The organism is Bradyrhizobium sp. LeoA1Lang (assembly GCF_055413685.1).
Genome location: NZ_JBVAPG010000680.1, coordinates 1 through 251, shown reverse-complemented (window position 1 = coordinate 251; position 251 = coordinate 1). Strand labels below are relative to the sequence as shown.

The following is a 251-nucleotide window of genomic DNA, read 5'->3' as shown; positions in this document are numbered from 1 at the left end:
CGGCGCTCTACGAGGCCGCCCACATCATGCTGACCAAGCCGGTCAAGGGCTGTGCGCAATTGAAGAGCTGGGCGATGCGGATCGCCCGGCGCGCCGGCATGAGCAAGGCCAAGGTGGCGCTCGCGCGGAGGGTGTCAGAAAGAATGTGTAAGCAGGTTTCTGTGAGTTTACCTTACCGAGGAGACTCACATGACGACCGACACGACGATTACACCTGAACTGCTGGATCAACTGCTTGCTAACTATGAGAA

1 pseudogene is annotated in these 251 nt (G+C 58.2%); it reads left to right on the top strand.

Going from position 1 to position 251, the window contains the following annotated elements:
• Window positions 1-218, top strand: a pseudogene (locus ACZYOF_RS44955) (hypothetical protein); the annotation flags it as partial.
• Between the last annotated feature and the right edge of the window lie 33 nt (window positions 219-251).